General features: G+C 62.1%; 20 protein-coding genes. 12 read left to right on the top strand and 8 right to left on the bottom strand.

Features of this window, described 5'->3' with window-relative positions; genetic code table 11:
• Positions 1 to 52 precede the first annotated feature (52 nt).
• Positions 53 to 499 (top strand): type II toxin-antitoxin system RatA family toxin, encoded by a 447-nt coding sequence (locus VWY60_RS07855; protein WP_416540218.1) that lies wholly within the window; start codon positions 53 to 55, stop codon positions 497 to 499.
• 84 nt (positions 500 to 583) lie between these two features.
• On the opposite strand, the gene VWY60_RS07850 is transcribed toward VWY60_RS07855, so the two are convergent.
• The 4 genes from VWY60_RS07850 to VWY60_RS07835 all read right to left on the bottom strand — a co-directional run bounded on the left by VWY60_RS07850 (position 584) and on the right by VWY60_RS07835 (position 4,165).
• Positions 584 to 1,765 (bottom strand): ammonium transporter, encoded by a 1,182-nt coding sequence (locus VWY60_RS07850; protein ID WP_416540217.1) that lies wholly within the window; start codon positions 1,763 to 1,765, stop codon positions 584 to 586.
• A 212-nt stretch (positions 1,766 to 1,977) separates the two neighbouring features.
• The gene (locus VWY60_RS07845; RefSeq protein WP_416540216.1) at positions 1,978 to 2,442 is read right to left on the bottom strand and encodes a CinA family protein; all 465 of its coding nucleotides are present in this window, start codon (positions 2,440 to 2,442) and stop codon (positions 1,978 to 1,980) included.
• A gap of 17 nt (positions 2,443 to 2,459) precedes the next feature.
• Complete coding sequence (locus VWY60_RS07840; RefSeq protein WP_340545489.1) at positions 2,460 to 2,966, bottom strand: phosphatidylglycerophosphatase A; 507 nt, start codon at positions 2,964 to 2,966, stop codon at positions 2,460 to 2,462.
• The gene (locus VWY60_RS07835) at positions 2,963 to 4,165 is read right to left on the bottom strand and encodes a bifunctional 2-C-methyl-D-erythritol 4-phosphate cytidylyltransferase/2-C-methyl-D-erythritol 2,4-cyclodiphosphate synthase (RefSeq protein ID WP_416540215.1); all 1,203 of its coding nucleotides are present in this window, start codon (positions 4,163 to 4,165) and stop codon (positions 2,963 to 2,965) included. The genes VWY60_RS07840 and VWY60_RS07835 overlap by 4 nt, the downstream gene beginning before the upstream one ends.
• A 191-nt stretch (positions 4,166 to 4,356) precedes the next feature.
• Between VWY60_RS07835 and dusB the strand changes: the two genes are divergently transcribed.
• The 5 genes from dusB (at position 4,357) to VWY60_RS07810 (ending at position 11,743) form a co-directional block, all read left to right on the top strand.
• Positions 4,357 to 5,370 (top strand): tRNA dihydrouridine synthase DusB, encoded by a 1,014-nt coding sequence (gene dusB, locus VWY60_RS07830; RefSeq protein WP_416535985.1) that lies wholly within the window; start codon positions 4,357 to 4,359, stop codon positions 5,368 to 5,370.
• A complete protein-coding gene (locus VWY60_RS07825; protein WP_416535983.1) occupies positions 5,367 to 6,533 on the top strand; it encodes a two-component system sensor histidine kinase NtrB in 1,167 nt (388 codons plus the stop codon). Before dusB ends, VWY60_RS07825 begins: the two co-directional genes overlap by 4 nt.
• 6 nt (positions 6,534 to 6,539) lie before the next feature.
• Positions 6,540 to 7,952: a response regulator gene (locus tag VWY60_RS07820; RefSeq protein WP_416540214.1), complete on the top strand. Its 1,413-nt coding sequence runs from the start codon at positions 6,540 to 6,542 to the stop codon at positions 7,950 to 7,952.
• A 99-nt stretch (positions 7,953 to 8,051) separates the two neighbouring features.
• A complete protein-coding gene (locus VWY60_RS07815) occupies positions 8,052 to 10,331 on the top strand; it encodes a sensor histidine kinase NtrY-like (RefSeq protein WP_340545494.1) in 2,280 nt (759 codons plus the stop codon).
• On the top strand, positions 10,328 to 11,743 hold the full coding sequence (locus VWY60_RS07810) for a sigma-54-dependent transcriptional regulator (RefSeq protein ID WP_416540213.1): 1,416 nt from the start codon (positions 10,328 to 10,330) through the stop codon (positions 11,741 to 11,743). The genes VWY60_RS07815 and VWY60_RS07810 overlap by 4 nt, the downstream gene beginning before the upstream one ends.
• Before the next feature lie 76 nt (positions 11,744 to 11,819).
• Here the strand turns inward: VWY60_RS07810 and VWY60_RS07805 are convergent, their stop codons facing one another.
• Complete coding sequence (locus tag VWY60_RS07805; RefSeq protein WP_416540212.1) at positions 11,820 to 12,281, bottom strand: hypothetical protein; 462 nt, start codon at positions 12,279 to 12,281, stop codon at positions 11,820 to 11,822.
• 129 nt (positions 12,282 to 12,410) lie between these two features.
• Between VWY60_RS07805 and trkA the strand changes: the two genes are divergently transcribed.
• From trkA to hflX, 4 genes are all read left to right on the top strand, one after another.
• Positions 12,411 to 13,787 carry a Trk system potassium transporter TrkA gene (gene trkA / locus VWY60_RS07800; RefSeq protein WP_340545497.1) on the top strand — a complete coding sequence of 459 codons (1,377 nt, stop codon included), beginning with the start codon at positions 12,411 to 12,413 and terminating at the stop codon, positions 13,785 to 13,787.
• 1 nt (position 13,788) lies between these two features.
• The gene (locus tag VWY60_RS07795) at positions 13,789 to 15,336 is read left to right on the top strand and encodes a TrkH family potassium uptake protein (RefSeq protein WP_340546316.1); all 1,548 of its coding nucleotides are present in this window, start codon (positions 13,789 to 13,791) and stop codon (positions 15,334 to 15,336) included.
• Between the two features lie 128 nt (positions 15,337 to 15,464).
• Positions 15,465 to 15,704: an RNA chaperone Hfq gene (gene hfq, locus VWY60_RS07790; protein WP_008204623.1), complete on the top strand. Its 240-nt coding sequence runs from the start codon at positions 15,465 to 15,467 to the stop codon at positions 15,702 to 15,704.
• Entirely contained in the window at positions 15,704 to 16,975 is a 1,272-nt protein-coding gene (hflX, locus tag VWY60_RS07785; protein WP_416538718.1) for a GTPase HflX, read from the top strand. Before hfq ends, hflX begins: the two co-directional genes overlap by 1 nt.
• A 104-nt stretch (positions 16,976 to 17,079) precedes the next feature.
• Here the strand turns inward: hflX and VWY60_RS07780 are convergent, their stop codons facing one another.
• On the bottom strand, positions 17,080 to 19,569 hold the full coding sequence (locus tag VWY60_RS07780; protein WP_416540211.1) for a penicillin acylase family protein: 2,490 nt from the start codon (positions 19,567 to 19,569) through the stop codon (positions 17,080 to 17,082).
• 136 nt (positions 19,570 to 19,705) lie between these two features.
• On the opposite strand from VWY60_RS07780, the gene VWY60_RS07775 reads away from it, so the two are divergent.
• On the top strand, positions 19,706 to 20,578 hold the full coding sequence (locus VWY60_RS07775) for an NAD(P)-dependent oxidoreductase (protein WP_416540210.1): 873 nt from the start codon (positions 19,706 to 19,708) through the stop codon (positions 20,576 to 20,578).
• Between the two features lie 161 nt (positions 20,579 to 20,739).
• Here VWY60_RS07775 and VWY60_RS07770 read toward each other — a convergent pair whose 3' ends face one another.
• Both VWY60_RS07770 and hemB read right to left on the bottom strand, forming a co-directional pair.
• On the bottom strand, positions 20,740 to 21,315 hold the full coding sequence (locus VWY60_RS07770) for a YSC84-related protein (RefSeq protein WP_340545501.1): 576 nt from the start codon (positions 21,313 to 21,315) through the stop codon (positions 20,740 to 20,742).
• A gap of 217 nt (positions 21,316 to 21,532) precedes the next feature.
• Positions 21,533 to 22,531, bottom strand: a complete 999-nt coding sequence (hemB, locus tag VWY60_RS07765) for a porphobilinogen synthase (protein WP_340545502.1) — start codon at positions 22,529 to 22,531, stop codon at positions 21,533 to 21,535.
• A gap of 201 nt (positions 22,532 to 22,732) precedes the next feature.
• On the opposite strand from hemB, the gene VWY60_RS07760 reads away from it, so the two are divergent.
• Complete coding sequence (locus VWY60_RS07760) at positions 22,733 to 23,257, top strand: component of SufBCD complex (protein ID WP_340545503.1); 525 nt, start codon at positions 22,733 to 22,735, stop codon at positions 23,255 to 23,257.
• Positions 23,258 to 23,268 lie beyond the last annotated feature (11 nt).

Below are 23,268 nucleotides of genomic sequence, written 5' to 3'. Positions count from 1 at the left end.
GCGCGTTCATATGACATGACGCCGGATGATCATAGCAGGAAATGCGCCACTCATGCCTACCCATTCAGAAACCCGGCCAATGCCCTACACGGCACAGCAGATGTATGATCTGGTGGCTGATGTCGGGGATTATCCGAAGTTTCTGCCCTGGTGTGCGGCGGCGCGGATCCGTAGCCGGGTGCCGCAGGGGGCCGCGGAGGTGATGGAGGCGGATCTGGTGATCTCCTTCAAGGTGTTCCGCGAGCGTTTTGGCAGCCGGGTGACGCTCTACGCCGATGATAAGAAGATCGACACCGAATATCTGGACGGTCCGTTTCGCTATATGAAGTCGAACTGGGCCTTTGCCGACCGTGCGGATGGCGGCTGCGACGTGTCCTTCTTCGTGGATTTTGAGTTCAAGAACGCAGTGTTGCAGGGCATTATTGGTGTGGTCTTCAACGAAGCGATGCAGCGGATCGTGCGGGCGTTTGAGCGGCGCGCGGCGGAGCTGTATGGCTGATCAGGAACGCATTGTAAGTTATTGAAAGAAAACGGGCCCGCGATGCAGGCCCGTTTCTTTTTTATGGCGGATGGTGCTGCGTCCTCAGCTGGTCATATCATAGGCGCGTTCGCCATGGACGGAGATGTCCAAGCCGTTTGTCTCGGTCTCCGGATCGACGCGCAGCGGGGTGATCGCGGCGGTAACCTTGACCAGAACAACAGTCACAACGGCGGTGAAGATACCGACGATCGCAAGACCGCCCAGCTGTGCCAGCCAGGTGCCCTGACCAAAGAGCGCGATCATGATGGTGCCAAAGATGCCGCCGACACCGTGCACGGCAAAGACATCAAGCGTGTCGTCGATCTTGAGCAGGTTTCTGACGACGTTCACGGCTTCCTGACAGAGGATACCCGCGACAGCACCGATCACCAGCGCCTCGACCGGGCCGACAAAGCCGGAGGCAGGCGTGATGGAGGCTAGGCCCGCAATGGTGCCGGTGACCAGACCGACCATGGACGCTTTGCCATATTTGATCTTCTCCCACAGCGCCCAGGTCAGCGAGGCGGTGGCGGCGGAGATATGGGTGACAGTCAGCGCCATCGCCGCGCCACCGTCAGCAGCCAGCTGGGAGCCACCGTTGAAGCCAAACCAACCAACCCAGAGCATGGCCGCGCCGATGAAGACATAGCCGGGGTTGTGCGGCGGTGTGGTACGGTTTTTGCGCGGTCCAAGGAAAACCGCGATGATCAGCGCAGCGAGACCTGCAGTTTCATGCACCACGATGCCACCGGCAAAGTCGCGCACGCCGACCGCGCCAAAGATGCCGCCATCGGCCAGCATGCCACCGCCCCAGATCCAGTGTACGACTGGCGCGTAGCACAAAAGCATCCAGAGGCCGGAAAACACCAGCACAAAGCCAAACCCCACGCGCTCGACATAGGCGCCGACGATCAGCGCGGGCGTGATGATGGCGAAGGTCATCTGGAAGGCAAAAAACAGAACCTCGGGCAGGGTGCCGGAGAGGCTATCGGCGGTGACGCCGGACAGGAACATCTTGTCCAAGCCTCCCCATAGGCCGGAGGTGCCGCTTCCGAAGGCGATGGAATAGCCGAAGGCCAGCCACAGAACGCTCATCAAACAGGCGATGGCGTAGCATTGCATAAACACGCTGAGCACATTTCGGGCGCGGACAAGACCGCCATAAAACAGGGCAAGCCCCGGCAATGTCATGAAGAGGACAAGGGCCGTGGCCACAATAATCCAAGCTGTATCGGCTGCGTTCATCGCCGTTCCTTCCGCATTTCAGGCTGATTTCTATCTGAGGCCTGACAAAGCGGAGTTGCAGCGTTGAAAAAAGCGGCAGGTTTGATGTTGGCGCTAAAAAAGCAGGCTTTTGTCAAAGTGCCGAAAAAATGAGCACAATCGAGGGGGTGCTGCTCAATCTGCGCACAGAATATGAAATTGCGGCAGATGGGCGGTGATTTGCGTCAGCGGGTTCAGAGCACCTGTCGGATCAGTGTCAGCGCATGGTCGCGGGTGGCCCGTCGCACCGCGTCGCGGCCAAGGGCGCCGAAATCGACGGTTTCGACATGGGTGCTGCGGTCCCCGGCTGCCAGCGCAAAACAGACGCGGCCTTCGGGTTTGTGTTCGGAGCCGCCGGGGCCTGCGATCCCGGTCACGGCCACCGCGATATCGACACGGGCGCGGCTGCGGGCGCCTTCTGCCATCTGGATGGCGACCTCCTCGCTGACCGCGCCGAGAGCCTCGAGTGTCGCGGTCTGCACGCCCAACATCTCCTGCTTGGCGCGATTTGAGTAGGTGACATAGCCCCGATCAACCACCGCCGAGGAGCCGGGCACATCGGTGAGCGCAGCGGCGATCATACCGGCGGTGCAGCTCTCTGCGGTGGCGATGGTCAGGCCTTTTGCGCTGGCCTTGCGGATGATGTCGGACGCGTCCATGGACTTACCTCTGCAATTTACAGGCCCAGTACACCATGGGTGAGACCGGCCAGCGCGGCGACACCGATGGCAGCAAGGATGCCTGCGATAATATCATCCATCATCACCCCTGTGGCCCCTTTCTGACGGTCGGCCCAGCCAACGGGGCCGGGTTTCCACACATCAAACAAGCGAAACAGCACAAAGGCGGCAATCCAGCCGGGCCAGAGTGCAGTGATGGCAATGTCATGCGCCCAGGCGGGATAGGAAATCGCCCAGAGGGCAACAAACTGGCCTGCCACCTCATCCAGTACAAATTCGGAAGGATCCATGTTTTCGCGGTTGCGGGTCATCGCCTCCGCCGCCCAGACGCCGACCACCATGCAGATCACGGTTGCCAGCGCCAGCAGGAGGAATCCGCCCAGCTGGTGCAGGACAAAAGCCATGGGCAACGCTGCAAGCGACCCCCAGGTGCCGGGTGCCGGACGCATGTAGCCGATGCCGCCCACGGTGCCGATCAGAAAGGCGAGGCGCGAGCGTTTCATGATTTCACCACGCAGGCGGTGGCGAGGGCGGCGATGCCTTCGCCGCGACCGGTAAAGCCAAGCCGTTCGGAGGTGGTCGCCTTGATCGAGACGCGGGAGATATCAATCGACAGGATCTCGGCCACCGCCGCGCGCATGGCGGGGGCATGGGGCGTGATCTTGGGGAATTCACAGACCAGCGTGCAGTCCACATTGGAGATCTGATAGCCCTTGGAGCGGGTCAGATCGGCGGCGTGGCGCAGAAAGATATCGCTGGCGGCACCTTTCCATTGGGGATCCGAGGGCGGGAAGTGGCGACCGATGTCGCCCTCTGCCAGCGCACCATAGAGGGCATCGGTGATGGCGTGCAGCCCGACGTCGGCGTCGGAATGGCCCTGAAGGCCGCGATCATGGGCCACGGGCACACCGCAGAGCACGACCTCATCCCCCGGTCCGAACCGGTGAACATCATAGCCATTACCAAGCCTTACATCCATGTCGCCCCCTAATATGCGCGCAGCCCGGTCAAAGTCCTCCGGGCGGGTGATTTTGATATTGTCTGGGTCGCCCGGAATGATGGCAACGTCAATCCCTGCCGCGCGGGCCACGGCCACATCGTCTGCAGCGTCGCCGCCGGATGCGGCAAGCTGCTGATGGGCGGCACGGATCTGCGGCAGGTGAAAGCCTTGCGGGGTCTGGGCAGCAAACAGGCCGTCGCGGTTCTCTGTGCCGGTAACCGTCCCACCATCCCCGCGCCACAGCGCATCGGTCACCGCCAGCGCCGGGGCGGCGGCCGGATGGTTATCGAGCGCGGCCATCACATCGCGGATCACCCGTGGAGAGACACAGGGGCGGGCGGCATCATGGATCAGAACCCTGTGGAGCCCGTGCTGATCGAGCAGTTCCACCCCGTTGGCCACCGACTGCGCCCTTGTGTCGCCACCCTTTGTGAGCAGCAGCTCCGCGCGCGATGCAAACTCCTGCCAGTGATCGGTATCCTCAGCAGCGAGCACGAGGGCAATCCGCTGAACGCCTGCGCGTAGGAAGGCATCAATGGTCCAGTCGATTACCCGGCGTCCCATCAGGGGGCGCCATTGTTTTGCCAGACCGCCGCCGGCCCGCAGGCCCTTGCCTGCGGCAACAATCAACGCTGCGGTTTGGTGGGACGCAGGATCAGCTGCGGTGGAAACCGGCGCGGTGGGTAGGGGGGCAGACGGCATGGGATGGCTCTTTCTTGGGTCGCAAATGTTTAGGAGGTGATGCAAGGGGAGGCAATGGCAGCGCGTCACCCTGGGTAAAGTGCCTAAAAATTAGGCAACTGCCAAAAGAAGCAGCCTTGCCGCCAGGGGTTTCATTGTCGCATAGAGGCTGCTTCGGATAGAAACACCACATATGCACAAGGATTAGGCAGTTGTCCTTCACTCTCGGTTCCACCTCTCTGACCCCTCCCATCGCGCTGGCGCCGATGGCTGGAATCACCGATCGGCCGTTTCGCGATCTGGTGCGCAGCTTTGGTGTCGGGCTGATGGTGAGCGAGATGGTTGCCAGTCAGGAAATGGTGCAGGCCAAGCCCGGCGTGCGTGAACGGGCCGAGCTGAGTGCGGATGTGGAGAATACGGCGGTGCAGATTGCCGGGCGCGATGCCTATTGGATGGCAGAGGCCGCGCGGCAGGTGGAAAGCCGGGGCGCAAAGCTGATTGATATCAATATGGGATGCCCGGCCAAGAAGGTGACCAATGGTTATTCCGGCTCGGCCCTGCTGAAGACACCGGATCATGCGCTGTCGCTGATTGAGGCGGTGGTGGCTGCGGTCTCGGTGCCGGTGACGTTGAAGACGCGGCTTGGCTGGGACGACAGCTGTCTGAACGCCGCCAATGTGGCCTATCGCGCGCAGGAGGCCGGGGTGCAGATGGTCACCATCCATGGCCGTACCCGGTGTCAGTTCTACAAGGGCAATGCAGATTGGCAGGCCATTGCAGCAGTGAAAGCTGCGCTAACGGTTCCGCTGCTGGCCAATGGCGATATCGTGGATACGGCCACGGCCCGCAGTGCATTGGCACTCTCGGGTGCGGATGGCGTGATGATTGGGCGCGGGGCGCAGGGCAAGCCCTGGCTGCTGGCTGAGGTGGCGCATGACATCTGGGGCAGTGCAGCCCCAGATGTGCCGACCGGTTCGGATCTGGTTCAGATGGTCAGCGCTCATTACGAGGCGATGATCGCCTTTTACGGCGTGGATCTGGGCCTGCGGGTCGCACGCAAACATCTGGGCTGGTATATGGATGAGGCCGCCACTCCTGCTCAGCTGCGCCGGGAGGTGCTGACAGCCAAGGACCCCAAGACGGTGCTCAGCCTCCTGCCTGCGGCGCTGACCGGGGGCGCTGGGCCGGATCTTGGGCCACAAACCATGGGCGGGCAGGCGGCATGACACAGGCAGAGGGCGGAAAAACCGGCGCCACGCAGGTCGATTGGAACGGTGCAGACAGCGCGCTCTGGGCGTCGCTGCCGATTCCGGCCTTTGTCATAGATCGCGAGGCCCGGATTGCGGATGTGAATTCCGCCGGTGAGGGCTTCCTCAATACCTCGCGCAAGGCGCTGCTGGGCCAGGGCATCTGGCAGCATGTGATCATTGCCCCGGCCATTGACGAGGCGGTGGAGCGCGCCCGCGACAATGGCACGCCGCTGTTTGTGAACGATATCGACGTCGGCACCCCCGGGCGGGCGCCGCTGCAATGCAATGTACAGGTGGCGCGGGTGCAGGGCGTTCAGGGGGGGATGCTGATCCTGCTCTCCCCGCGCGAGCTGGCCGGGCGGTTGACGCAGAACCATTCGGCCAAATCCGCCGCGCAATCCGCAATCGGTATGGCCGAGATGCTGGCCCATGAGATCAAGAACCCGCTGGCAGGGATCACCGGTGCGGCGCAGCTGCTGTCCATGGGGCTGTCGGGGGATGATCTGGAGCTGACCGATCTGATCGTGAGCGAAAGTCGGCGGATCGTGAAACTCTTGGAACAGGTGGAGCAATTCGGCAACCTCTCGGCCCCGGCCTTTCAGGAGGTCAATATCCATGATGTGCTGGACCGGGCGCGCCGCTCTGCGTTGCTCGGGTTTGGTGCGCAGATGACCATCATCGAGGATTACGACCCCTCGCTGCCGATGGCCTGGGGCGATGGGGACCAGCTGTTGCAGGTGGTCCTGAACCTGCTGAAGAACGCAGCAGAGGCCGCCGATCCCGGTGGTGGAACCATTCGCATCCGTACCTTCTATGAGCATTCGTTCCGCCTGCGGCGCAGTGATGGGTCAGGCAAGCTGTTGCCGCTGCAGATTGAGATTTCCGATGACGGTCCGGGTCTGCCTGAGGCGATCCGCGATGATATCTTTGATCCGTTTGTTTCTGGCCGCGAGAATGGCACTGGTCTGGGACTGGCGCTGGTCAGCAAGATCATTGCCGATCATCAGGGCTGGATCTCGGTCAGTTCCGAACCCGGGCAGACGGTGTTTCGCCTGTCGCTGTCGCGCGTGCCGACGGCGCCACGCCCGGCACCGTTTCCACATGATCCCAACCATACCGCAGACGCACCCAAGGAGTAGCACATCATGGACGGCACCGTTCTGGTCGCAGATGACGATCGCACTATCCGCACGGTTTTGACACAGGCCCTGACCCGGGCCGGGTGCAAGGTGCATGCGACCTCCTCTCTGACGACGCTGATGCGCTGGGTTGGCGAGGGCAAGGGTGATGTCGTCATCTCCGACGTGATGATGCCGGATGGCAATGGGCTGGAGATGCTGCCCAAGATCGCCGATGACCGGCCAGGGCTGCCGGTGATCGTGATCTCGGCGCAGAACACCATCATGACAGCGATCAAGGCGGCTGAGGCCGAGGCCTATGATTACCTGCCCAAACCGTTCGACCTGCCGGAGCTGATGAAGCGGACTGCCAAGGCGCTGACGGAGCGGCGACAAGCGCAGGGGCAGGGGCGTTCGACGCCGCAGGGGGAGGGCGCGCGCGATCTCGGCCTTCATAGCGGCGAGACCCATGAGGACCTGCCACTGGTGGGGCGCACCGAGGTGATGCAGACACTTTACCGTCTGGTGGCGCGGGTGATGAACACCGATATCCCGCTGTTGATCACCGGCGAGAGCGGCACTGGAAAATCCCTGATCGCGCGGTCCATGCATGATCTTTCGGATCGGCGCACCCTGCCGTTTGTCAGGGCTGAGGCGGCTGATCTCGCCTCGCTCGATGGTCCGGCGCAGTTGCTGGCGCAGGCCCGTGGCGGCACGCTGCTGCTGGATGAGCTGGCAGATCTCTCCGAGGAGGCACAGGCACGCGTCGTTCGCATGATGGATGCCCCCGGAGACCACCAGCCGCGTTTCATCGCCACCAGCCAGCAGGATCTGACCGCAGCGATGGAGGCCGGACGGCTGCGACAGGATCTCTATTACCGGATCAGCGGCACGGAGCTCCCCGTGCCTGCGCTGCGGGCGCGGGTGGATGACATTCCGCTGCTTTGCGCGCATTTCCTGACGCGGGCCGAAAATGATGGCGCACCGCACCGCCGGTTGAGCGAGGCAGCGCGCGAACCGTTGCGGCAGTTCCCGTGGCCGGGAAATGTGCGCCAGCTGGAGAATGTGATGCGGCGTCTGGCGCTGACCGCCCGCAGCGAGGACATCAGCCTGGATGAAGTCAACGGTGCGCTGGGCGCGCAATCGGGCGGGGAGCCGCTGGCAGCCAGCGGTGCGGCCCTCAGTACCGAGAAACTGTCGGAATCAGTGGCGCGCCATTTGCAGCGCTATTTCGATCTGCACGGCGATATGCTGCCGCCACCCGGCCTATATGCCCGGTTGATGCGGGAGGTTGAGACCCCTTTGATTGAATTATCGCTCGCGATGACCGGCGGAAATCAGGCAAAATGTGCGGATTTACTTGGTATTAACCGCAATACGCTGCGCAAGAAGATCACCGACCTTGATATTGAGGTGACACGCCGTCGCAAACTGATGTAATATAGCCACAGAACCGTGGCAGATCAGCGTTCGCGCTGGTGACGATCACGATATGTGGCGGTCGGCCAGAATGGTCGCACATCAGGATGGGGACGGTACGTGGCGCAGAGGTCACATCTTCGCTCGGCATACGGGCCATTTGCGGCCCTTGACCGCTGGCGCAGAACCCGCAGGGCACGCAATGTCGGCGCGCTTGGGCTGGTTGTTCTGGGACCTGTGCTGGCGCTCTCGACATTTCTGATCATCGGCCCGTTCTCGCAAGGGGTCGCCTCGCTGTCGCTGCGGCTGATCCTGCTGGCTGATCTGATCTATGTGCTGGCTGTCGCGGCACTGGTCCTGACGCAGGTTGGGCGGTTGATCGCAGCCCGACGGGCCAAATCCGCGGGCTCCCGGCTGCATCTGCGGCTGATCGGGGCCTTCGCCTTTCTGGCGCTGACGCCCACCGTGATCGTGGCGCTGTTTGCCGGCCTGACCGTGAACGTGGGCCTTGAGGGCTGGTTTTCGGACCGGGTGCGTCAGGTCGTGGGAAGTTCGCTTGCCGCCGCTGAGGCCTATCAGGAGCAGCAGCAGCGCGACCTGTCGGAGGATGCGGTGGCGCTGGCGCGCTATATCGACAACAGCCGGAACCGCAATTTCTTCATCAGCGACGGGCAGCTGCGCCAGGTGCTGACACAGGGGCAATTGCAGATCCAACGCGGCCTTCAGGAGGCCTATGTGGTGGATGGCGCCGGGGCCATCCGGGCCCGTGGCGAACGCTCCTATGAGTTTGACTTTGAAGAGCCGCGCGCCGCTGACATCAGCAAGGCGTCGTTTAACGGGGTTACGCTGATCCAGGACTGGGAAAACAGCGAACTGCGGGCGCTGGTGCGGCTGGATGCGTTTGTCGACCGCTTCCTGTATGTCAGCCGTGATGTCGACGGTGAGTTGCTGAGCCTCCTGGATGACACCAAGGAAACTGCGCATCTCTACCAGCAGCTGGAGAGCGAACGCGGGCGGGTTCTGTTTGACTTTGTGCTGTTGTACCTCGGGTTTGCGGTGATCCTGATCCTTGCGGCGATGTGGCTGGGCATGTGGTTTGCCGAACGGCTGTCGCGGCCTGTCGGACGGCTGACGATTGCGGCGCGCCGGGTCGGGGCGGGCAACCTCAACGTGCAGGTGCCCGAAGACGACGGCGATGACGAGATTTCGCAGCTGGGGCGCTATTTCAACCAGATGACGCTGGAGCTGCGCGAGCAGCGCGACACGCTGCTTGAAAACACCCGCCAGATCGAACGCCGCCGCCGGTTGTTTGATTCCGTGCTGATGTCGGTGACCTCCGGTGTGGTCGGGCTGGACCCTGAGGGGCGGGTGACCTTTGTGAACCGCTCCGCCGAGCGCCTGCTGGATTGGAATGGCGATCGTCAGTCGCTGGCACTGGCTGTGGCCGTGCCGGAGTTTGGGCCGCTGTTTGTGGAATTGAGCGAAACCGGCGCCGATGTGGTGCAGGATGAGGTCAAGGTGACGCGTCAGGGGCAGCTGGAGAACCTGCTGGTGCGGATGTCGCCACGGCGCAGCGAGGAGGGGCGGCTTGAGGGCTATGTGGTTGCCTTTGACGATGTCACCGACCTGGTCAGCGCCCAGCGGATGGCGGCATGGGGCGATGTAGCCCGTCGGATTGCCCATGAGATCAAGAACCCGCTGACCCCGATCCAGCTGAGTGCCGAGCGTATCAAACGCAAATTCGCGCCCAAGCTGGGTGAGGAGAACAGCGATCTCCTGCAATCCATGACAGATGTGATCGTGCGCCAGACCAATGACTTGCGCCGCATTGTTGATGAGTTCTCAAAATTCGCACGGATGCCGGAGCCGGAGCGCCGCGAAGAGGATCTGGTGAAGCTGTTGCGCGATGCGGTGACCCTGCAACGGGCAGGCCAGCCTGATCTGCGCATCACCGCCGATCTGCCCACCGAACCGATGCTTGCCGATCTGGATGCAACCATGATCGGCCAGGCCTTGACCAATCTGATCAAGAACGCGGGCGAAGCCGTTGAAACCCTGAAGCAAAAAGGTGGCGTGCCGGATCTGGATCCGGAAATTCGCATTGCCGTCACCTCGACGAAAACCGGCTATGAGGTCACCATCGCCGACAATGGCATCGGTCTGCCAGAAGACCGTGCCCGTTTGTTTGAACCCTATGTGACCACCCGTGACGAAGGCACCGGCCTCGGCCTGCCAATCGTCAAGAAGATCATCGAAGAACACGGCGGAACGCTGGTGCTGGAAGACGCACCGGTGTTCGAAGGTCAGGCCCATTATGGCGCCATGGCCGTGATCCGCCTGCCTGCCGCACATGAGGCGGCAGCCCCCAATAAGAGTACAGTGAAAGCAGGTCTGACATGAGTGACATTCTGATTGTTGACGACGAACGCGACATCCGTGAGCTGGTTTCCGATATCCTTGAGGATGAAGGCTATGCAACGCGGAAGGCCGGCAGCTCTGAGGAATGCATGGCCGCGCTCAACGCCGAGCCGCCGGCGCTCCTGATCCTCGATATCTGGCTGAAGGACAGCCAGATGGATGGGATCGACATCCTGAAGGTGGTGAAACGCGACAACCCGGAAATCCCCGTGGTGATTATTTCCGGCCATGGAAATATTGAAATTGCCGTCGCTGCGATCAAGCAGGGCGCGTATGATTTCATCGAAAAACCTTTTAATATCGACCAGTTGCTGGTGGTTATTCGCCGCGCGATGGAGGCTTCGAAGCTGCGCCGCGAAAACTCCGATCTGAAGCGTCAGGATGCCGGCGTGAGCGAGATGATCGGGGCCTCCGCGACCTATCGTGCGCTGATTGGCCAGTTGGACAAGGTGACAAAGTCCAACGGCCGGGTGATGCTGACGGGGCCTGCGGGCAGCGGCAAGGAGATTGCAGCGCGCTATATTCACACCCAGTCCAATCGCGCCTCTGCCCCCTTTGTGACGGTGAACTGCGCCAGTATCGAGCCGGACCGTATGGAAGAGGTGCTGTTTGGTCGGGAAAGCGCCGAACGCGGGGTTGAGCCGGGGCTGCTGGAACAGGCGCATGGCGGCGTGATCTTCTTTGACGAGGTGGCGGATATGCCGCTTGGGACCCAGTCAAAGATCCTGCGGGTGCTGGTGGATCAGCAGTTCCAGCGGGTTGGCGGGGCCGATAAGGTGCGCGTTGACCTGCGGGTTATTTCCGCGACAAACAAGGACTTGGAGCGCGAGATTGAGGCGGATCGCTTCCGTCAGGAACTCTATCACCGCCTGAATGTGGTGCCGATCCCGGTGCCCTCGCTGGCCGACCGGCGCGAGGATATTCCGCTGCTGGCGGATCATTTCATCGCGCATTTCAACCAGAGCCAGGGCCTGCCGCTGCGCAAGCTTAGCGAGGATGCCATTGCCCTGATGCAGACCATGCTGTGGCCGGGCAATGTGCGGCAGTTGAAGAACATGGTGGAACGGGTTCTGATCCTTGGCGAAAGCAGCGGTCCGATTGAGCCAAAGGATCTGCCCCGCGATGAAGAAGCGGTTGATGACCAGAGCCGGGTTGTGCTTTCCGGGGCGCTGGCGACCCTGCCGCTGCGGGAGGCCCGCGAGGCGTTTGAACGCGAATATCTGCTGACCCAGATCAACCGCTTTGGCGGCAATATCAGCCGCACCGCGTCTTTTGTCGGGATGGAACGCTCCGCCTTGCACCGCAAACTGAAATCGCTGGGGGTTGTCACCTCGAACAAGGCAGGCGCGCGGATCGCGCATGTTGAGAAGGAAACCGAAGAGGATATGGTCTGATTCAGGCCATATCCCCTGCTTATCAGTGGGTTGTCAGGGTTTCCTGACTGAAAGCTCGGTACGCCGTGGTTGAGCCTTAGGGCGTCGTCGCCACAATCTGTGGCGACTGACCACGGCGTTCGATCGCACAGGAGGTCTGGCTGAGTTGAGGCAGGGTTGCGGCGCGCCGCGCCCCGACGGCATCCGCCACCGACTGCGGGCAGCGTTTTACGGCGATGTTTTCGTAGCCCTTCGCGGCCATGCAGGACCGCTCGACCCGCTGGCGCAGATCGGCGTTTACGTCCACGGTATAGATGCCGCCATCCTCCCAATAGCCGGCCCGGTGATAGCAACGCCCGTTGCGGCAAACCTCGCCACCGGGGCGAAAGATCGGCGGGTGCTGGCGGATCTGGGTGGCCACCGGGGCGTCGCGCAGGGCGCTGACCTCGCAGGCAAGGAGATCCGCATCGCGCCGGGCCACATCCGCACCGGCGTGGTAATAGACCGGAACCGGGCCACAGGCCGCCAGCGCTGATGTTACCAGCAGTGCGGCAAGCATATGATTTCTTATGGACATCCTTTGATTGTGCGCCAGAACGGGCGGTAAGACAATTGAATTGACCGTTCCGGCGGCTTCTGTCATTCAAAACGCGCGATTTCGCGCAGCAGCGCCCTGAGGAACAAGCACATGAAGGTTATTATCTGTGGCGCAGGTCAGGTCGGCTGGCAGATCGCCCGGCACCTGTCGGGGGAGCACAATGACGTGACCGTGGTGGACAACAATCCCGATCTGGTGCGCCGCGCGACGGATACGCTGGATGTGCAGGGGATTGCCGGGTTTGCCTCCTACCCGGACGTGCTGACCCGCGCCGGTGCCCGTGACGCAGACATGATCATTGCGGCCACACATTCGGATGAGGTCAATATGGTCACCTGCCAGGTGGCTCATTCGGTCTTTTCGATCCAGCGCAAGATCGCGCGACTGCGGTCAAAAAGCTATCTCGAAGCGATTTATTCGGATCTCTACCGCCGCGACCACCTGCCGATTGATGTGGTGATCAGCCCCGAGCGCGAGGTGGCCGCGGCGGCGATGCAGCGTCTTTCGGCGCCTGCCGCCTTTGATACAGAGATGTTCATGGACGGCAAAGCGCAGCTGTTGGGCGTGCAGATTGACGAGGACTGTCCGGTGGTCAACACGCCGCTGCGACAGCTGACGGATCTGTTTTCGACGCTGCGGGCCATCGTTGTGGGCATTCGCCGCGATGGCACTCTGTTTGCGCCAGAGCCGGGAGATCAGCTGTTTGTGGGGGACAGCGCCTATGTGTTTGCCCATGTTGATGACGTGAGCCGCACGATCGAAGTATTTGGCAAACAACAGAAACGTCAGGATCGGGTTGTGATCGTTGGCGGCGGCAATGTCGGGCTTGAGGTGGCCAAGGCGCTGGAGGCCCGGACTGGGCGCACCCGTGCCAAAATGATTGAGCGCAACCGCAAATGTGCCGAACGCGCCGCCGAGACGCTGGAGCGAACCATCGTGCTGAACGGCGATGGTCTGGATCGCAGCCTGATGATCGAGGCGGGGATCGACCGGGCCGACGCCATGCTGGCCGTCACCGATGATGACAAGGTCAATATGCTGGCCGCTGTGCGGGCCAAGGCCGAAGGCTGCCCGCTGGCGATTGCACTGATCAACGATCCGACGCTGGTGCCGCTGATGGCGCCGCTGGGGATCGACGCCTATATCAATCCGCGGGCCACAACGGTGAGCTCGATCCTGCGCCACATCCGCTATGGCCGGGTGCGACAGGTCTATTCCATCGGCGATGCCGAGGCCGAGGTGATCGAGGCCGAGGTGATGTCGACCTCTCCCATGGCCGGGCAGATGATCCGCGACATCGCGTTCCCCGAAGGGGTGCTGGTCGGCGCCGTTAGCAAGAACGGTAAGGTGATGCGGCCGACCGGTGGAATGCGGATCGAGGAGGGCGATGTGATCGCGCTCTTTGCCATGGCTGCGGATGTGCCGGAGGTTGAGCGCCTGATGCAGGTCTCGATTGACTTCTTCTAACATGGCGCGTCATCGCAAACAGCCGATGGAAAAAACAGGCGGCCTGCTGCGTCTGCCGCTCTTTCTGCTGATCCTGATGGTGGCCGCGCTGGCGATGTGGGTGCCTGCCGTTCACGCGCTGATCCTGGATGATCACCAGACCTCGCGCAGTTTCTTCTATTCCGGTGTGCTGGGATTGATGCTGGTTGTGCTGGTCGGGCTGTCGATGGGCAACCGGATGCCACGGTACAGCATGCCGGGGCAGCTCACCTCGCTGCTTGCGAGCTTTGCCGTGTTGCCCGCATTCCTGGCGGTTCCGGTGCAGGATGCCCTGGGCAACACCAGCTATCTCAACGCCTATTTCGATATGGTCAGCGCGATCACCACCACCGGGGCGGATGTATTTGCCGATCCCAACCGCCTGCCGCCGAGCGTGCATCTGTGGCGGGCCATGGTGGGCTGGCTGGGTGGGCTGCTGATGTGGGTTGCGGCCTCGGCCATTCTGGCGCCGCTGTCGCTGGGGGGATTTGAGGTGACCGCGCGGGGGGAGCCGGGACGCGGCACCGAGACGCCGCTCCATATGCAGCGCGCTGATCCACGTCGCAAACTGGTGGTGGTGACCAAAACCCTGGCGCCGCTTTATGCCGGGCTGACGCTGGTTCTGTGGATCCTGTTGATCATCACGGGCGAGACCGCCCTTGTTGCGCTGGGACATGCGATGTCGGTGCTGGCCACCTCCGGTATCTCGGCGGTGGGCGGCGTGGAGAATGGCGCCAGTGGCATCGCCGGGGAAATGGTGATGTTCCTGTTCATGTTCTTTGCCCTGTCGCGGCTGACGTTTTCGACCGATACGGTGACCAGCGGCCATAGCCGGTTGGATCGCGACCCAGAGTTCCGCATCGGCCTGCTGATCGTCTTTGGCGTGCCTCTGCTGTTGTTCCTGCGCCATTGGATCGCCAGTTTTGATGTCGCAACCACCAGTGATCTGATGCAGGGGCTGCACTCATGGTGGGGGGCGACTTTTACCGTGCTGTCGTTCCTGTCGACCACCGGGTTCGAGAGCGCCGACTGGGAAACCGCCCGCCAATGGTCGGGGCTGGATACGCCGGGCATGATCCTACTGGGGCTTGCGGTGATCGGCGGCGGCGTCGCCACCACGGCAGGCGGGGTGAAACTGCTGCGGGTCTATGCGCTTTATCTGAACGGCTTGCGCGAGATGGAACGGCTGGTGCATCCGTCCTCCGTCAGCAACGAGGGCAAGGGCAATCGGCGACTGCAACGCAACGGGGCTTTTGTCGCCTGGGTGTTCTTCATGCTGTTTGCGCTGTCACTGGCGGTGATCAGCATCAGTCTGGCCGCAGTTGGTTCGGATTTCGAACAGGCGCTGATCCTGACCATTGCGACCCTGTCCACAACCGGCCCGTTGACCGAGGTCGCAGGATCCGAACCCATCGCCCTGATCCATCTGACAGCCAGCGCAAAACTGATCCTGTGCTTTGCCATGGTGTTGGGACGGCTGGAAACATTGGCGATCATTGCCCTTATGACACCAAACCTCTGGCGCAGCTGATCAATCATGGTTACCGTGGACGTCATATGAGTAATTTTCGGGTGGAAACTCCGACTATCTGCGTTCATAGTATTCATTAACGGGGCGCTGGTCCGCAGCGCGACAAGAACAAAGGCGAGATAATAATAATGGCTTCGGACAGACAGAATCTTCAGGATGCCTTCCTGAACCACGTTCGTAAAACCAAGGTTCCGGTCACCATCTTTCTGATCAACGGCGTTAAGTTGCAGGGTGTGATCACATGGTTTGACAATTTCTGTGTCCTGCTGCGTCGGGACGGGCAGTCGCAACTGGTTTACAAACACGCCATCTCGACGATCATGCCTGCCCAGCCGATCAGCCTGTATGAAGGTGAAGACGCCTCTTGATGGAGCATGACCGGACGCCCACCCGTGCCTGGGTGGTGCATCCCGATATCAAATCAGACCGCGATCGCCGCGATCCGGTGTCCGCCCTTGCTGAGGGCGTGTCATTGGCCGAGGCTCTGCCCGACATCGAGGTGATCGGATCGGCCGTCGTGCGCCTGCCAAAGGCGCATGCGGGGATGCTGTTTGGATCCGGGAAAATCGAAGAGCTGAAGGCGATGTTCCAGGCCGAAGAGGTGGAGCTGGTCCTGATCGACGGCCCGGTGTCGCCGGTTCAGCAGCGCAATCTTGAGAAGGCCTGGAAGGTCAAAATCCTTGACCGGACCGGGCTGATCCTCGAGATCTTCTCGGACCGGGCGCGCACCCGTGAGGGGGTGTTGCAGGTTGAAATGGCGGCACTCAGCTATCAGCGCACGCGACTGGTGCGGGCCTGGACCCACCTGGAGCGGCAGCGTGGCGGATTGGGATTTGTCGGCGGACCCGGCGAAACCCAGATCGAGGCCGACAGGCGCGCCATTGACGAGCAGCTCGTTCGGCTGCGCCGGCAGTTGGACAAGGTGGTGAAAACCCGGACGCTGCATCGCGCAGCACGGGCCAAGATTCCCTATCCGATTGTGGCGCTGGTGGGCTATACCAACGCCGGAAAATCGACGCTTTTCAACCGGCTGACCGGTGCCGAGGTGATGGCAAAGGACATGCTCTTTGCCACGCTGGATCCGACCATGCGCCGGGTTGAGCTGCCGGATGGGCCGGAAATCATCCTGTCGGATACGGTTGGGTTTATTTCTGATCTGCCGACCGAGCTTGTTGCTGCGTTCCGGGCAACGCTGGAAGAGGTGCTGGCCGCCGATGTGGTCGTGCATGTACGCGATATCAGCCATGACGAGACCCAGAACCAGGCGGCGGACGTCGAGAGCATTCTGACCTCGCTCGGGGTTGATGACAGCCGTGCGCGGATTGAGGTCTGGAACAAGCTTGATCTTCTGGATGAGGAAGAGGCCGAGGCCCGCCGCCAGCGCGCGGAGCGTGAAGATGGCATTCATGCCATCTCTGCGATCACCGGCGAGGGGCTGGATGGGCTGTTGGCGGATATCACCGACAAGCTGCGGCTGATCCGGCACGAGGATGATATCACCCTGACATTCGCGCAAGGAAAGCAGCGTGCCTGGTTGTTTGAACAGGATGTTGTGCAAAGCGAAACCCAGACCGATACCGGGTTTGAACTGACTGTTCTGTGGACCGAGACACAGAAGAATCGCTTCGCGGCGCTCTGATCAGATCGCGCAGTTCGTCTAGAAAATACCCCGCAACCGGACCGGTTGCGGGGTATTTTGTTTTGAAACAGATAGGTTTAGCTGCGGGCGCCGGATCGCCCGCCTCATTCCGCGGGGGCCGCGGGGATCAGCCGGGTGATACCAACGGCTGCTGCCCGGGCCAAATCCTCGTCCAGTGACATCGGGATATATTCGCCGCGCCGCCAGAGCTGGGACATGTCGTCGTAGTGCCGCGACAGGAAATGGCCGGATTGGCCGGTGGCGGTGATGAAAACGGAGCTGTCAGGATCGGCAAAATCATAGACCCCCCGATAGCCGGCGGCGTGAACGTTGCTGAACGGGTGCTCGCCTTTGCCGGAGGTGAGCCCGCGTTGCAGCGTGTTGTCGCCGCCGCTGGTGGACTGACGGATGTTTACAAAAACCCGCAGCAGGGGCACCTCGCCCAGCACTTCGTGGTTCTGGGTGGCCTGATGGGCATCGCCCCAGCGCAAGGATTCCAATGCGGTCCCATAGGTTTCTTCGATCCAGATCAGTGCATCATCAAGGGCCAGGCGGGCCAATTCGGTGCAGCTCTCTGTAGGTGCGCTTTGGCGGATATCGCACCAGACCGAGGCGCCTTCGACATCGCGGAAGACCCGTTCAAGGAACAGCGGGTCGACCTGCGTGAACTCAGCAGCCAGCGGGCCGAGATCGTCAGTGATCAGGCGTTTCTGCAAAGCCCGAACCCAGGCGGCATAGATCAGCGGTTCCGGCAGATGTTCGTTCATCTCACCGTTCCACTCTGACAGCAGGGTCAGGGCGATCTGGCGCTGACGTTCGCGGGTACCCTCGGGGGCGGCCTCTCCCGTGAACCACAGATCGGCACCAATCAGCGGCAGCAGGGTGCGCGCGGTATAGGACACGGTGTCGAGCTGTGCCTCGATAAAGCTGTCACGGGTATGGACCTGGCGGTCCTGCATGAGCTTTTTCCAGCGGTTGATCCGCTGGGTATCGCCCCAGGTGTAGGACACATGGTTGGGGAAGGGGCGGTCCAGTAGCTTGTTGTTGGTATTGCCGAGAATGCCGCCGATGGGCGAGACAAATTCCGGGTTGGCGGCATAGGGTGCGCGGCCCTGCCACTGGTTCTCGGGGCGCCAGCCCTGGCTCGGCATCCGGCCCTGGCTTTGGTGCCGTGCGTCGCGCTGCGGTATGGCGCCCACGGTTTTGAGCGCGACCGTGGTCCTGTCGGCAAGGGTCAGGTTCTGCGAGGGGGCGAAATAGCCTTCGCCGATTTCGATCGCCTCTGCGACCGTATTGGCCCGCATCAGCTCGAGTGCGGCGCTCATCGAGGTGTCTTGCGCGCTAAGGCCGGTCCAGCCGAGGCTGACCACATGACCGGGCGGTGTGATCGACGCAAGATCGAACAGCGAGCGGGGCAGCACCGGGCCATTGTCGGTCCAGCGCAGTGTCAGGGTGACCGGCGTCTCATCCTTGATATTGATGATCGAAGGGCGGCTGGTGAACCGCTTGAAGCCGTCGGCGGTCTTGTATTCCTCGGGATTGTCCGGGTTCAGCTGTTCGATGAACAGATCCTGATCATCCATATAAGAGGAGGTCACCCCCCAGCCGAGCAAGTCCGAGCGGCCGGAGATCACAGCGGGAATGCCGGGAATGGTGGCGCCGATGACACCGCCGGTGCCGAGTTCCAGCCGCGCCAGATACCACAGACCGGGTGCCGTCAGCTCCAGATGCGGATCATTGGCCAGCAGCGTACCGCCCGCCGCCGACCGGCTGGGTGCCGCAGCCCAGGCGTTGGAGGCGCCGGCCAGCCCGCGCGGCGCAATCGGCATGAAGGGCAGCGTCTGGCTGCCATCGGTGCCGGTGCTGGCATGACGGGGCAGCTGGGGAAACAGCGCGGCATATTCCGGCAGGGCCGCCACGCCATTGCCGGGGGCATCGGGCAGGATGTCCTTCAGTCGGCTGGGATCCGGCAGCGCCAGAGAGGTACGGGCGCGTAGGATTTCCTCCTGCATGTGCCCTGATAGCTTGAGGCCCATCAGTTTCATAACCGCGATACTGTCGGCGGGCTGCCAGGGCGCCATGGGCACATTGAACAGGAACATCTCAGGTGCGCCGCGCCCCAGCGCATCCTCGTTGATCTCTTGCAGCCGGGCATTGACCCCTGCGGAATAAGCGCGCAGGGCGGTCATCGTCTCAGGCGTCTGCGCGGCGACCGACTGCTGCGCCAGCCGGTAGATGTCCAGCCGCCGGATCAGCGTGTCGACCTGTACGGTGCGGCTGCCAAAGATCTCCGACAGGCGGCCCATGGCGGTGCGGCGCAGGGTGGTCATCTGCCATAGGCGATCCTGCGCATGGGCATAGCCGAGACCGAAATAGACATCTTCATCGCTGGCGCCATAGCTGCCGAAAATATGCGGCACATTGGCATTGTCACGCACGATCTCCACCGGTGCGAGGAGGCCGGGCAGGGTGATCTCCTTGTCGTAGTCGGGCAGGGATTGCGCGGCGAGGAAATAGACCAGACCAAGCCCCATCACCAGAAGCAGAATCAAAGCGGCGGCAAGGCGCAGGAGCCAGCGAAAGAGAAGTCCCATCGGTGGTGCGTTTCCTCAGGTTTTTGGCGTTATTGGCCCGGTTATGGCGCAGATTGTCGCCCTCGCAGATTGCACCGGGCGGCGCGGCTGCTAGGGTGGCGCCAACATAGGACAAGACGCATCAGGGGGAAAGCAGATGGCGAAGATTGCATTCTTGGGTTTGGGAGTGATGGGCTATCCGATGGCCGGTCATCTGGTGGCCGCCGGTCACGAGGTCACGGTGTATAATCGCACTGCGGCCAAGGCAGAGGCTTGGGCCAAGGAACATGGTGGCCGCGCCGCCGCAACGCCGCGTGCGGCCGCGGCAGGGGCTGAGTTCGTGATGGCCTGCGTTGGCAATGACGATGATCTGCGCAGCGTCTGCTTGGGCGATGACGGTGCCTTTGACGGCATGGACGCGGGGGCGATCTTTGTCGATCACACCACCGTATCGGCGAAGGTCACGCGCGACTTATATGGCGCTGCGGCGGATCTGGATCTGGCTTTTGTCGATGCGCCGATTTCCGGCGGACAGGCGGGGGCGGAGAATGGCGTGCTCTCGGTCATGTGCGGCGGCGATCAGGCCGCCTATGACAAGGCAGAGCCGATCATCGGCGCCTATGCGCGGATCTGCCGCCGGATCGGCGACAGCGGCGCTGGCCAGATGACCAAGATGTGCAACCAGATTGCCATCGCCGGGCTGGTTCAGGGGCTGAGCGAGGCGCTGCATTTCGCCGAGAAGGCGGGGCTGGATGGTCGGGCTGTTGTGGAAGTGATCAGCCAGGGCGCGGCAGGCAGCTGGCAGATGGTCAATCGGCATGAGACCATGCTGGACGATCACTTCGAGCATGGGTTTGCGGTCGATTGGATGCGCAAGGATCTGGGCATTTGTCTGGATGCGGCGGAGGAAACCGGCGCGAGCCTGCCGGTTACGGCGCTGGTCGATCAGTTCTACAAGGATGTCCAGAAATTGGGCGGCGGCCGCTGGGACACCTCCAGCCTGTTCAAACGCCTGAAGGCCTTTGAGTAGGTAGGTATGAAAATGGCCTTTCCTGATGGAAAGGCCATGCCTCCGGCGGGGATATTTCGGGCCAGAAGATAGGCAGCCGCGCGACAGTCGAAACCCTGTTTCATGCTGCGCGCGTTGTCAGCCTGTCTGATCCGCTCCGCCGGGGCGCGCGCGGGCAGGGATCAGGGGATAATGCGGGTGTATTTGGTGCCTTCCAGGGTGGCGCCAAGACGCAGCCCTGCCTGTCCGAAAACCGCTGCCAGGATAGGGCTGTTCAGCGTATTGGTATCGGCGGCCAGCGAGTCGCCTTCGTCGCGGATCACATATTCCAGATCGGCGCCCGCGGCCCAGCCGGAGGAGCGGCGGAAGTTCGACAGTGCTTCCTGGGTCATGAAGAACAGCACATGAGCGTATTGCTGTGCGCCGATCTGCAGGCCTGCATTCCCTTTTACAGTGGAATAATAATCCACCGTTACGCCGTCGATGCGCAGCGCGCCGCGACCGAAGGCACCGCCGACAAGGAAGCCTGCCTCGGTCACCAGTGGCATCACCAGCATGCCGGTTGATTTTTCGGCCAGTGCGACGGCGCCGGGGTATTGGCTGTACATCTGGCTAAGAGTCGCATCGACGCGGGCGTCGATCTTGCTGGCATTGCTGTTGCCGATGCCATTGCCGCAGGCGGCGGTGACACCGGCACCGGCGAGGGCGCCAAGCGCAAAACCGCGCCGGGTCAAACGGGAAGAATAAGAGCTGCTCATCTTGTTTGCCTGTTTTCTGGGGCCGGCGCCGCGCGGGCTGTCATTTCGGCCTGTCACTGTTCAGTTGCGGCCAGTTCTCTGGCTCTGTGGCATGGTATACGCGGAAAGCTGCCGTCTGTCATCACTGCGACCGCCGCAATCAGCGGCTTCCTGCCGTCAATTTTTGGCGATCCGCTGCCCGCGCAATGCACGAAAGCGGCCACCGGTCCGATGCGGATCAGCCGTTCAGCAGCCGCGCCGCAGCCGGGGCGTAATAGCTCAGCACGCCATCGCAGCCCGCCCGTTTGAATGCCATGAGGCTTTCCATCATGATGCGTTCGCCGTCGATCCAGCCATTCTGCGCAGCGGCCTCGATCATCGCGTATTCGCCGGAGACCTGATAGGCAAAGGTGGGTGCGCCAAAGGTGGATTTCACCCGCTGACAGATGTCGAGATAGGCCAGCCCCGGTTTGATCATCACCATATCGGCGCCTTCGCTCAGATCGCGTTCGATCATACGCAGCGCCTCATCGGTATTACCCGGGTCCATTTGATAGGTCTTCTTATCCCCCTTTAGCGCGCCGGAGGCGCCGACGGCATCGCGAAAGGGTCCGTAGAATGCGGAGGCGTATTTGGCCGCATAGGACAGGATGGTGACATTGCGGTGGCCCGCCGCTTCAAGCGCGCGGCGCATGGCGCCGATGCGACCATCCATCATGTCGGAGGGGCCAATGATATCGGCACCGGCATCGGCCTGGGCCACCGTCATCTTAACCAGCGCCTCGACGGTTTCGTCGTTGACGATTTCGCCATCGACGACATAGCCGTCATGGCCGTTGATATTATAGGGATCCAGCGCCACATCGGTCATCACCGCTATATCCGGTGCGGCGGATTTGATGGCGCGGATGGCGCGGTTGACCAGATTGTCGGGGCTCCAGGCTTCTGCGCAATCCTCGGTCTTGAGAGCGGGGTCGGTATAGGGAAACAGACAGATCGCCGGAATACCAAGCGCCTGCGCCTCGACGGCGGCTTCGGCCACCTTGTCGATGCTGCGCCGGGTGACACCAGGCATGGAGGGGATCGGCTCTTCGATCGCCTCGCCGTCGCGGACAAAAACCGGCCAGATCAGATCGTCGCTGGTCAAGGTGGTTTCACGCACCAGATTGCGCAGGGCAGAGGTGCTGCGCAGCCGGCGTGGACGGGCAGCGGGAAATGGGGCGACGGTCGGCTTCATCGGGTCCTCGCAGGTCTTTGGCGCGACCGGGGGCGGTCGCGGTGGTCTCCCTTTGGGTCGCATGGAATGACGGCGGCGACAAGTGACAGATTCGCCGCGCCAAATGTCCCCATCTTATGGCGGCGCGGGGCCACCCCTTGTGCCAGGGCGCCGCGCGGGGGATATAGGGGCGCAAAGACTGGACGAGAGAAGGGCCGCGCAGTGGATCTGTTTCATACCTTGACCGAGCTGATTGATCTGCGGTCCTTTTCCAACCTGTGGTACTGGATCGCGCTGGCCGTTGTCTGGTCCTCTGCCAGCCATTGGGTGATGGGAGTGCCGTTTGACATGGTGTACCGCGCTCGCAAGCAGGGTGGACAGGCAGCGCTGGATCTGGAGGCGATTGCGCGGGTCAATGTGAACCGGATGATGTATATCACCGATGTATCGGGCCACTGGGTGCTGGGCATGACCTGTTTTGTGCTCGCCATGCTGGGGATGCTGGGGTTTTACTACGGTGTTGAATTTGCCCAGGCCGTGTTCCTGCTGGCCTTTCCCATGGGGTTTGTCGGCCTAATTAACTGGAACTCCGCGCGCCGGATCCACCGCGAAGGGCTGGCGGGGGAAACCCTGATCCGGCAGCTGACCCTCAGCCGGCTGTTCATTCAGCTGGTGGGGATGGTGGCGATTTTTGTCACCGCGCTCTGGGGCATGTATCAGAACCTTCAAATCGGGTTCCTCGGCTAATCGCCTGCGGG

The organism is Phaeobacter sp. JH20_26 (genome assembly GCF_048056275.1).
In the GTDB taxonomy this organism is placed as follows: domain Bacteria; phylum Pseudomonadota; class Alphaproteobacteria; order Rhodobacterales; family Rhodobacteraceae; genus Phaeobacter; species Phaeobacter bryozoorum.
Note: the sequence above shows the minus strand (reverse complement) of the source record. Positions and strands in the feature narration are given on the sequence as shown.

Excerpts from the sequence above, each read along its gene's own strand:
- VWY60_RS07845 (WP_416540216.1), bottom strand. The coding sequence starts at position 2,442 with ATGGACGCGTCCGACATCATCCGCAAGGCCAGCGCAAAAGGCCTGACC.
- hflX (WP_416538718.1), top strand. The coding sequence starts at position 15,704 with ATGGAGCATGACCGGACGCCCACCCGTGCCTGGGTGGTGCATCCCGAT.
- VWY60_RS07795 (WP_340546316.1), top strand. The coding sequence starts at position 13,789 with ATGGCGCGTCATCGCAAACAGCCGATGGAAAAAACAGGCGGCCTGCTG.
- hfq (WP_008204623.1), top strand. The coding sequence starts at position 15,465 with ATGGCTTCGGACAGACAGAATCTTCAGGATGCCTTCCTGAACCACGTT.
- VWY60_RS07820 (WP_416540214.1), top strand. The coding sequence starts at position 6,540 with ATGGACGGCACCGTTCTGGTCGCAGATGACGATCGCACTATCCGCACG.
- trkA (WP_340545497.1), top strand. The coding sequence starts at position 12,411 with ATGAAGGTTATTATCTGTGGCGCAGGTCAGGTCGGCTGGCAGATCGCC.
- VWY60_RS07780 (WP_416540211.1), bottom strand. The coding sequence starts at position 19,569 with ATGGGACTTCTCTTTCGCTGGCTCCTGCGCCTTGCCGCCGCTTTGATT.
- VWY60_RS07850 (WP_416540217.1), bottom strand. The coding sequence starts at position 1,765 with ATGAACGCAGCCGATACAGCTTGGATTATTGTGGCCACGGCCCTTGTC.
- VWY60_RS07840 (WP_340545489.1), bottom strand. The coding sequence starts at position 2,966 with ATGAAACGCTCGCGCCTCGCCTTTCTGATCGGCACCGTGGGCGGCATC.
- VWY60_RS07835 (WP_416540215.1), bottom strand. The coding sequence starts at position 4,165 with ATGCCGTCTGCCCCCCTACCCACCGCGCCGGTTTCCACCGCAGCTGAT.
- VWY60_RS07855 (WP_416540218.1), top strand. The coding sequence starts at position 53 with ATGCCTACCCATTCAGAAACCCGGCCAATGCCCTACACGGCACAGCAG.
- VWY60_RS07770 (WP_340545501.1), bottom strand. The coding sequence starts at position 21,315 with ATGAGCAGCTCTTATTCTTCCCGTTTGACCCGGCGCGGTTTTGCGCTT.
- VWY60_RS07805 (WP_416540212.1), bottom strand. The coding sequence starts at position 12,281 with ATGCTTGCCGCACTGCTGGTAACATCAGCGCTGGCGGCCTGTGGCCCG.
- VWY60_RS07775 (WP_416540210.1), top strand. The coding sequence starts at position 19,706 with ATGGCGAAGATTGCATTCTTGGGTTTGGGAGTGATGGGCTATCCGATG.
- hemB (WP_340545502.1), bottom strand. The coding sequence starts at position 22,531 with ATGAAGCCGACCGTCGCCCCATTTCCCGCTGCCCGTCCACGCCGGCTG.
- VWY60_RS07810 (WP_416540213.1), top strand. The coding sequence starts at position 10,328 with ATGAGTGACATTCTGATTGTTGACGACGAACGCGACATCCGTGAGCTG.
- VWY60_RS07825 (WP_416535983.1), top strand. The coding sequence starts at position 5,367 with ATGACACAGGCAGAGGGCGGAAAAACCGGCGCCACGCAGGTCGATTGG.